General features: G+C 70.6%; 6 protein-coding genes. 1 reads left to right on the top strand and 5 read right to left on the bottom strand.

What is annotated here, in order from left to right:
* Nucleotides 1-321 precede the first annotated feature (321 nt).
* Genes DMC18_RS20960 through DMC18_RS20940 form a run of 5 tightly spaced genes read right to left on the bottom strand, consistent with a single transcriptional unit; the run spans nt 322 to nt 6582 of the window.
* Nucleotides 322-999: a peroxiredoxin-like family protein gene (locus DMC18_RS20960; RefSeq protein WP_110118939.1), complete on the bottom strand. Its 678-nt coding sequence runs from the start codon at nt 997-999 to the stop codon at nt 322-324.
* Complete coding sequence (locus DMC18_RS20955) at nt 996-1403, bottom strand: ferredoxin family protein (RefSeq protein WP_110118938.1); 408 nt, start codon at nt 1401-1403, stop codon at nt 996-998. The genes DMC18_RS20960 and DMC18_RS20955 overlap by 4 nt, the downstream gene beginning before the upstream one ends.
* Nucleotides 1400-2980, bottom strand: a complete 1581-nt coding sequence (locus DMC18_RS20950; RefSeq protein WP_110133279.1) for an FAD-binding protein — start codon at nt 2978-2980, stop codon at nt 1400-1402. The genes DMC18_RS20955 and DMC18_RS20950 overlap by 4 nt, the downstream gene beginning before the upstream one ends.
* Complete coding sequence (locus DMC18_RS20945) at nt 2977-3930, bottom strand: ABC transporter substrate-binding protein (RefSeq protein ID WP_110118935.1); 954 nt, start codon at nt 3928-3930, stop codon at nt 2977-2979. Before DMC18_RS20945 ends, DMC18_RS20950 begins: the two co-directional genes overlap by 4 nt.
* A 12-nt stretch (nt 3931-3942) precedes the next feature.
* On the bottom strand, nt 3943-6582 hold the full coding sequence (locus DMC18_RS20940) for a TonB-dependent siderophore receptor (protein WP_233245197.1): 2640 nt from the start codon (nt 6580-6582) through the stop codon (nt 3943-3945).
* Between the two features lie 405 nt (nt 6583-6987).
* Here DMC18_RS20940 and DMC18_RS20935 point away from each other — a divergent pair, with 405 nt between their 5' ends.
* Nucleotides 6988-8337 carry an FAD/NAD(P)-binding protein gene (locus tag DMC18_RS20935; RefSeq protein ID WP_110133278.1) on the top strand — a complete coding sequence of 450 codons (1350 nt, stop codon included), beginning with the start codon at nt 6988-6990 and terminating at the stop codon, nt 8335-8337.
* Nucleotides 8338-8679: the final 342 nt, after the last annotated feature.

Here is an 8679-nt window from a genome sequence, read left to right as displayed (position 1 = left end):
GGATGGGGATGATTATGGGGCGGCTCGAATGGGTGGGGATAAGTTGGGGTTATAAAGTTGCAGGGCTTTGAGTTGGTTGGGTTCTTTTTCCGCGTACGCCGTGTGAGCAGCGTGCGTAAGGCCGCCCCAACTCCGTAAAATCCCCGTGAAAGCGGGGACCCAGGCTTTTTCTGAAACCCAGGGCGCTCGACGATAAAACACCTGGGTCCCCGCTTTCGCGGGGATTTTACGGGGGAGTGGACGGTCGGCGCCGAGGCAGCTGAAAACTGCCCCCCTCCGGCCCTCTGGGCCACCTCCCCCAGAGGGGGAGGATCTTTAGCCTCACACCGCCGCCGGAGCCGGGGTCAGGGCGCGCACGGCGGCGATGATGGGGTCGGCTTCGGTGCGGACCAGCCAGTCGGGGCTGACGTCGGCGAAGCGGACGACGCCGGCGCGGTCGATGACCACCACGGCCGGCTGCGGCAGTTCCCAGGTTCCCGTGCCGGTGACGTCGCCGATGAAGCTTCCCTTGGCGCGCTGGGCGTCCTGGCTGGCCTGGTCGGCGACATAGGTGACGCCGAAGCGACGGCCCAGCTCGTTGCCGAGGTCGGCGGCGACCTTGTAGCTGAGGCCATGCCGCGTGCGGATTTCGACCAGGCGCTCGGGAACCTGCGGGCTGACGGCGACCAGGGTCGCGCCGATCGCCTTGAGGGCCGGGGCCAGGGTCTCTTCATAGTAGGGCAAGGCGATGTTGCAGGCCGGGCAGCCGGCGAAGCGGAAGAAGATCAGCACCGCCGGGCCCTTGGCGGTCAGACCTTCCAGGGTCAGGTCGCCGCCCTCGACGTCCTTCAGGACGAAGGGTTCGACCTTGTCGCCGACCTTGACCCAGGCGTCGGGGTCGGCCGCCTCGACCAGGCGGGCGCGCTGGTCGATGTTGATCTTCAGCGCGGCCGGCTCCCAGGTGCGGACGCGTTCGGCATGCAGAGCGGCCAGGCGCTCGCGCAGGGTCTGTTGGCTCATGAAATCCTCCCGTTTTCGTCTCGAGCGGTCTTGGCGCCCCCTTGGGCGGCGTCTGCGTCTGCGATCGCCATCAGGCGGGCGCGCTCGAAGATCGCCCCCATGCGCCAGTGCTGGTTGGTGTGGGTGGCGGCGTGCTCGTCCCAGCCGCTGTCGCGCCGGAAGCCGCCGACGTCGCCGGTGGCCAGGGCCTGCTCGACCGTCAGCCCGACGACCCGATCGGTCTCGGGCCAGACGAACAGGGCGTCTTCCGGGCAGTAGAGTTCGCACAGGTAGCAGGTCTGGCAGTCGGCCTGGCGGGCGATGATCGCCTTGCCGTTCGGACCGCGCGCCAGGACGTCGCTGGGGCAGACGTCGACGCAAGACCCGCAACCACCGCAGCGGTCGTCGATCACGACCTCGATCATGCGACTTCCTCCAGGCGGGTGCTCTCGAACCGGGTGACGACGCGGTCCAGGCCGTGAGCGCGCTGGCGCGAGGCCAGGCGCGGGTCGAGGCCCGGGGCGTCCTCGCGGCGATGCATGCCGCGGCTCTCGCGGCGCAGCAGGGCCGAGGCCTTGCTCCAGCGCGCGGCGGCGACCAGGGCGGCGGCTTCCCGCGCCCTGAGCAGCCCCCTGCCCCAGCCGCCGGCATGGGCGGAGATCTCGCGCCAGGCTTCGTCGAGCCGCTCGCCCGAGGCGGCCAAGGCCTCGCCGGTGCGGAAGATGTTGCGGTCATAGGCCCCCATCTCGTCGCGCACGATCTGGCGCGCCGCCGGCAGGTCGACCTCGGCCGAGCGGCTCGTCGGCCTAAGCCCGGCCTGGCCGATGTGGCGCAGGCGCTCGCCGGCCTTGGCTTCACGCGAGCGGGAAAAGCGCGCCGCCCCCTGCCCGGCCCACTGGCCCGACGACAACGCCCAGGACGAGTTCACCGCCCCGCCGCCCGAGATCGCGCCTGTGACCCGCTCGCGGCTGGCCGCGTCGCCGGCGGCGAACAGGCCGGGGGCGGCGGTCTGGCAGAGCGTGTCGGTGACCCGCAGGCCCCCGATGCCGCGCACCGTGCCCTCGGCCACCAGGGTCGCCTCGAAGCGCTCGGCATAGGCGTCGATGCCGAAGCGGGCGAAGGGCCGAACGAAGTTGGGCTGCACCTGGGGCATGACCTCGCGGATGTCCTGCGGGATGCGGTCGAGCCGGCAGTAGAGCCGCCCCTTCAGCAGGGCCCGGGCCAGGTGCGGCGACGGATCCGGCCCCGGCGGGATGTCGAGCGCGTTGTCTGCCTCGTCGAACCAGCGGGCGAAGGCGAAGCTCATCGAGCGGGCCATGTTCGTGCCGGCCGGCATGGCCGTGTAGTAGTTGGTGAACTCCATGCCCGAGACGTCGGCCCCGACCTCGACGCCCATCAGCAGGCCATCGCCCGTGTTGTTGGCCGAGCCCAGCAGGCGCGAGGCGAAGGCGCAGCCGCCGGTGGCCAGCACCACCGCCCCGGCCCGGATCGTCCACGGCCGCTCGCCGCGCAGAGCGATCCCGGCCGCGCCGGTGACCACGCCGTCGGAGTCGGTCAGCAGTTCCAGGGCCGGATGGTGGTCGAGGATGGTCGCCCCGGCTTCCAGGGCGAAGGCCCGCATGGCCCGCATGTATTCGGGGCCGCGCAGACCTCGGTAGTAGGTCTGGCCCTTGTCGTCCTGGGTGAAGGCGTAGCGCCCGGCCAGTTGCGGCAGGCTGGTCCAGGTAAGATCGAGGATCCGCGCCATCCAGTCGGGATCGCCCAGGCCCAGCGAGCGCTTGAAGCGGTCGGCGACGGCCGCCTCGCGCTGCTCGGGCGGAACCCACCAATGACCGGGTCCGGCCGTGGCGGTGACGCCGCTGGTTCCGCAGTATCCCTTGTCGGCCAGGATCACCCGCGCCCCCTCGCGGGCGGCGGCGATCGCGGCCCAGGTTCCGGCCAGCCCCCCGCCGATGACCAGGACGTCGGTCTCCCAATGCGGCGTCTCGAAATCCGCGCTCATCCGGCCACCGTTCCGTTGAACGAGCGGTCGAAGGCGGCGGCCGGATCGAGGGTCGAGGTGATCGCCCCGGCGCCGCGGAAATGGTCGAGCACGGCGCGGGCCTCGGTCACCGAACCGTCGTCGATCGGCACGGGGGCGAAGCGGTAGTAGCGGACGGTGTACTGGGCCACGTCCAGCGACAGGCCGGTCTCCTTGGACAGCACAGCGGCGAAGGCGTCGGGATTGTCGATCGCCCAGCGCCGGGCCCTGGCCAGGCGGCGCAGGAAGTCGTCGATCTGCGGCCGCTTGGTCTCGATCGCCTTGAGGCTGGCGGCCTCGTAGCCGGCGCCGAGCAGGATCCCCTCGCCGTCGACCAGGATGCGGGCGCTGTCGTGCAGGCGGGCCAGGGCGACGTAGGAGCCCCAGGTCACCCAGGCGTCGATCGAGCCGGCGGTGAAGGCGGCCTTGGCGTCGCCCGGGCTGAGGAAGACCAGCGAGATGTCGGACGGCTTGAGGCCCGCCTTCTCGATCACCCGCAGCAGCAGGTAGTGGCCGATCGAGCCGCGCCCCGTGGCGATCTTCTTGCCCTTCAGGTCGGCGGGCGCGCGGATGGGCGAGTCCTTGGGGACCAGGATGGCGGTCGCCCCGCCGCCGCTGCGGGCGGCCTGGACGGCCTTGATCTTGGCCCCGCTGGCATAGGCGAACAGGAACGGCGCGTCGCCGGCCTCGCCCAGGTCCACCGCTCCAGCGCCCAGGGCCTCGAGCAGGGGCTGAGCGGCGGGGAATTCGCTCCACTCGATCTTGTAGGGGACGCCTTCGAGGGCGCCCGAGGCGATCAGCACGGCCTTGGTGCCGCCGCGCTGGCTGCCGACCTTGAGCGGCGCGGCCGCATCGCCCTTGCCGCAGGCCGCAAGCCCCGACGAGAGACCGGCGAGCGCGCCGAGGCCGATGATGAGCTGGCGTCTTTGCATGCCGCCCTCCCCTTAGAAGCGTTGGGTCAGGCGGGCGTAGTAGTAGCCGCCGGTGATGCCGAAGGGCGAGAACAGGCCGAACTGCAGCGTGCCCTGGTCGGAATTGACGATGCCGATCTTGTCGGGGTGCTGGTCGAACAGGTTGTTGGCCCCGATGGCGATGTTGGTGGTCGGCCGCACGTCCCAGGCGATGTCGAGATCGGTCACCCACTTGGGACTGAAGGTGCGGTCGAGGCTCGCCGAGGTTCCGGCCTCGGTATATTCGCCGTAGCGGGTGGCGCGCAGGCTGGCGCTGAGCGTCTGGCGGCTCCAGACCGCGCCCAGCACGATCTTTTCGCGCGGCGTGCCGCGGGTCAGGTCAGAGATCTTCTGGCGGTCGAACAGGACGAGGCTGGGGTTCACCGCCTTGAGGATGGCCGGCGTCTCGATGACGTCGCGGACCTTGGTCTTGTTGAAGGCGTAGGCGGCGTTGAGGTTCAGCTTGCCGGCCGAGCCGAGGTCGAGGCCGTACTCGGCCACGAAGTCGATCCCCGTCGTCCGGGTCGAGACGGCGTTGGTGTAGTAGGTCGCCGTCAGGCCCTGCGGGAAGCGGGCCAGCAGGCCGACCAGCGCCGCCTGCGACTGCAGCTGGGTCACCGACAGGTCGAGGTTGCTGGTGTCGACGATGCGGTCGTCGATGTCGATCTGGTAGGCGTCGAGGGTCAGGCGAAGGCGGGCCAGCGGCTCGGCGGTGATGCCGAAGCTGTAGTTGGTCGAGGTCTCAGGCTTCAGCGGCGTCGCGCCCAGGGCCTTGGCCTCGGCGCTGTCGGTGCGCAGCACCTTGGTCGGATAGGTCAGGTATTCGCCGGGCGTGCAGACGCCGCCGCGGAAGGTGTTGTTGGGCGCGGCCGGGCACAGGCTGCCGGAGATGGTCGAGGTGGCGAAGATGCTCTGGCCCAGCGACGGGGCGCGGAAGCCGTTGCTGACCGTGGCGCGCAGGGCGTAGCCGGGCAGGAACTCCCAGCGGGTGGTCAGCTTGCCGCTGGTCGTCTCGCCGACGTCGCCGGTGTAGCGCTCGTGGCGCAGCGCGGCGCCGACGTACCAGTTTTCCGTCAGATCGGTCCCGAGGTCGGCATAGACGGCGTAGGAATGGCGCGAGGTCGAGCCGGCGTCCTCGGGCGCGGTGCCGGCGTAGGACGACAGGCCAGGGTTCGGGCGCAGGCCGGCGAAGGGCTGGCCGGCCGGGATGACGTAGTCGCCGACCACGTAGGAGGCCTCGTCGCCGGCCTCGATCAGGAAGTGCTCGTAGCGGTGCTCGAGGCCCCACGACACCTGCAGCGGATGCGGCAGGACGCCCGCAAACTCCCGCGTGACGTCGAGGTTGTTGGTCCACTGCTGGAACTGGTGGGTCGACAGGTGGAAATAGGTCGGGCTGTCGGTGCCGAGGGTGGCGTTCAGCGTGTTCTCGCCGTCGAGCTGGGCGTGGTCCTGGGCGAAGGTGGTCGAGGCGTCCCACGACCAGCCGGCCTTTTCGCCGCGTGCGCCGAAGCTGGTCTGCCAGTCGAGCTCGAAGATCCGCCGCAGGGCGTTGAAGCCGTTCGGATAGACCTCGGGCAGCGAGTTGCGGTTCAACGGCCGGCCGGCGGTGACGCCGGTGACGGGCGCGAGGTTGGGCAGGAAGCTGCCGGTGACCTTCTTCGACGAGCGGTGGCTGACCGTGCCGCTGGAATAGAGCGTCAGGTCGCGCCAGGGCAGTTCGGCGTTGTAGGCCGTGGCGATGATGTCTTCCTCGCCCGGGCCGTAGCTGGCGCCCCAGTAGTAGCGGTCGGCGGTGGCGTCGCGGGCGTCGGGGGTGACCGTGGTCACGCCGCCGGTCGTGGTGACGGTGGGCTGGTAGAGGTACTGGGCGCGGGACGGCACGGCGCGCGAGGCGGCCTCGTTGTTCTTCCAGTTGATCGCCAGCTGCAGGAAACCGCCGTCCTCGCCCAGCGGGCGGGCCCAGGTCAGGCTGGCGGCGCGGGTGTCGCCGTCGCCCAGATAGTTCTGGCCGCCGGTGTAGGAGAACTCGCCGCCTTCGGTTCCCTTCTTGAGGATGATGTTGACGACGCCGGCGATGGCGTCCGAACCGTACTGGGCCGAGGCGCCGTCGCGCAGCACCTCGATGCGCTCGATGGCGCTGGCCGGGATCAGGTCGAGATCGACCGGCACGCCGCCGCGGCCGACGCGGGCCAGGTTGTTGATCAGCGAGGTGGTGTGGCGGCGCTTGCCGTTGACCAGGAACAGGGCCTGGTCGCCGTTGAGGCCGCGCAGGGTGATGGCCCGCACCGTCCACGAGGTGCCGCCGCCGTTGACGCCGGGCAGGTTGAACGACGGGATCAGGGTGTTGAGCACCTCCTTCAGACCGACCTTGCCGGTGGCGGTGAGCTGCTCGGAGGAGATGACGTCGATGGGCGCGGGGCTGTCGGCGACCGTACGGCGCACACCGCGCACGCCGGTGACGACGACGCCGTCCACGGAGTCGAGCGCCGCGTCGGGCGCGTCGACAGTCGGGATCGGCTCGGCGGCCAAGGCCGCGCCCGAGGCGCAGGCCAGCAGCAGACCGGCGAAGGCCGAACGTTTGAGGGTCTGGGAAATCGGGGTCTGGGAAGCCAGGATCTGGGAAACACGAGTCAAAAGTCTATCCCCCGCGCGGTGATCCGCGTCGTTGCATGGTCTTGAAAGAGAGGAAGGTCGTGGGCGGTCCGGCGGACGTCAGGCGAGGACCGGACCGACGGACGGGCGGAGCTGGTCGAGGACGACGCTCATGGGGAACCTCCATCTCGCCGACACGAGACGGTCGGCGGAGGCGAACATGGCGAGCGCGCCCAAACCCGGCGAACGAGTATTTCTCCGAAAGAATTCAGAGATTTATATATCGCGATACGCAATAATCGGCATTTGCGGAACACATAGTCGCTGGGGTTGTCGCGATGTTTCAGCGGTGCCGGACGAAACCATCAGCGGGGCTCGACAGCGCCCTTGCGCGACGCTTGAGGATCGCCGAAACAAACCCCATCAATTTCATAGAGTTTTCTCCCGATGACATCGCGTCCCGTGATCGCCGTGGTCGGCGCCGGCTTCAGCGGCGTCATGACCGCCCTGCACCTTTTGCGGGAGGGCGACGGCGCGCGGGTCGTCCTGCTGGAGCGGCGCAGCCCCGTGGGCCTGGGCGCGGCCTACGCCACGCATAATCCCAGCCACCGGCTGAACGTGCGGGCCGGCAACATGAGCGCCTGGCCGGACCGGCCGGGCGACTTCACCGCCTGGCTGCGCGGCCAGGGACTGGAGGTCGGGGCCGGCGATTTCGCCACGCGCGGCGACTACGGCCGCTATCTGCAGGGCCTGCTGGCCGACGCGGTCGCCGGGCCGGAAGCCGCGGGCCGGCTGATCGTCGCGCCCTACGAGGTGGTGGGCCTGGAGCCGGGCGGCGACGGCTGGCGACTGACGACGGCCATGGGCCGGCCGATCCTGGCCAACGCCGTGGTCCTGGCCCTGGGCAATCCGCCGCCCTGCCGGCCGGCCGGCGTCGACGAGGCCCTGGCCGCCTCGCCCGCCTATGTCGCCGATCCCTGGCGCTGGGATCCGAAGGCCCTGCCGCAGGGGCCGGTGCTGCTGCTCGGCACGGGCCTGACCATGATCGACGTGGCCCTGAGCCTGGAAGACGCCATGCCCGGCCGTTCGATCATCGCCCTGTCACGACGGGGCCTGACGCCGCGCGAGCACGAGGGCGAGCCGCCCGAACACCCGCCACAGCCGCCCTCGCGCGACCTGAGCCCCCACGCGGCCTTGGAATGGCTGAAGCGGACGGCGGCCGTGCACGGCTGGCGGACGGCGGTCGACGCCCTGCGCCCGGCGACCCAGGACCTGTGGCGCGGCTGGAGCGTGGCGCGCAAGCAGGCCTTCCTGCGTCACGCGCGGCCGTTCTGGGACGTGCACCGCCATCGCCTGTCGCCCGAGGTGGCGTCCCGCGTGGCCAATCTGCGCCAGTCCCGACGCCTGAAGGTCGCCGCCGGCAAGATCGTGCGCCTGGCCGAGAGGCCGGACGGCCGCGTCGAAGGCGCCTGGCGGCCGCGCGGCGAGATGGACGCCCAGCCGTTCGTCGTCAGCGCGGTGATCAACGCCACCGGCCCCACCGGCGACGTGACACGATCGCGCGATCCGCTGGTCCTCGACCTGATCCGCCGGGGCCTGGCGCGCCCCGACCCGATGCGGCTGGGTCTCGACGTCGATCCCGACAACCGCCTGCTCGACATCTCGGGCGCGGCCGCCCCCAGCCTGTTCGCGGTCGGCCCGGTGACGCGCGGCGCCTGGTGGGAGATCAACGCCGTGCCCGACATCCGGAGCCAGGCGGCGCAGGTGGCGAGGGCTGTGCTGGGAGCGGTGGGTTAGGCCGTATCGACTGGCGTACCGGGTCGGTAAAAGCAGTCCCCCACTGCCGCCTCCCTCGCCCTCGTGGCGAGGGCCCATGCCCGCGACCGCTCAGACCCAGGCCAGCCTGCAAAAACCTGAGCAGGCTGAACCATGGATCCTGGGCACAAGGCCCAGGAAGGCGATTGTTAGCGCCGGAGAAAATGCGCCAGCTCGTGAATGTCGATCCGGCGCTGGATCCCAGACACGAAAAACCCCCGCCGGCGGACCGACGGGGGTGTTTTCAGCAAGTAAGCTCTGAAGCTTACGCGCCGCCCGGGAAGCGGAACGGAACCTTCACGGTGCCGGTCTTGGCGCCCATCG

The sequence above is a fragment of the Caulobacter sp. D5 genome (genome assembly GCF_003185805.1).
Lineage (GTDB): Bacteria > Pseudomonadota > Alphaproteobacteria > Caulobacterales > Caulobacteraceae > Caulobacter.
The sequence above is the reverse complement of the archived record's forward strand: the minus strand, read 5'-3'. Positions and strand labels throughout refer to the sequence as shown.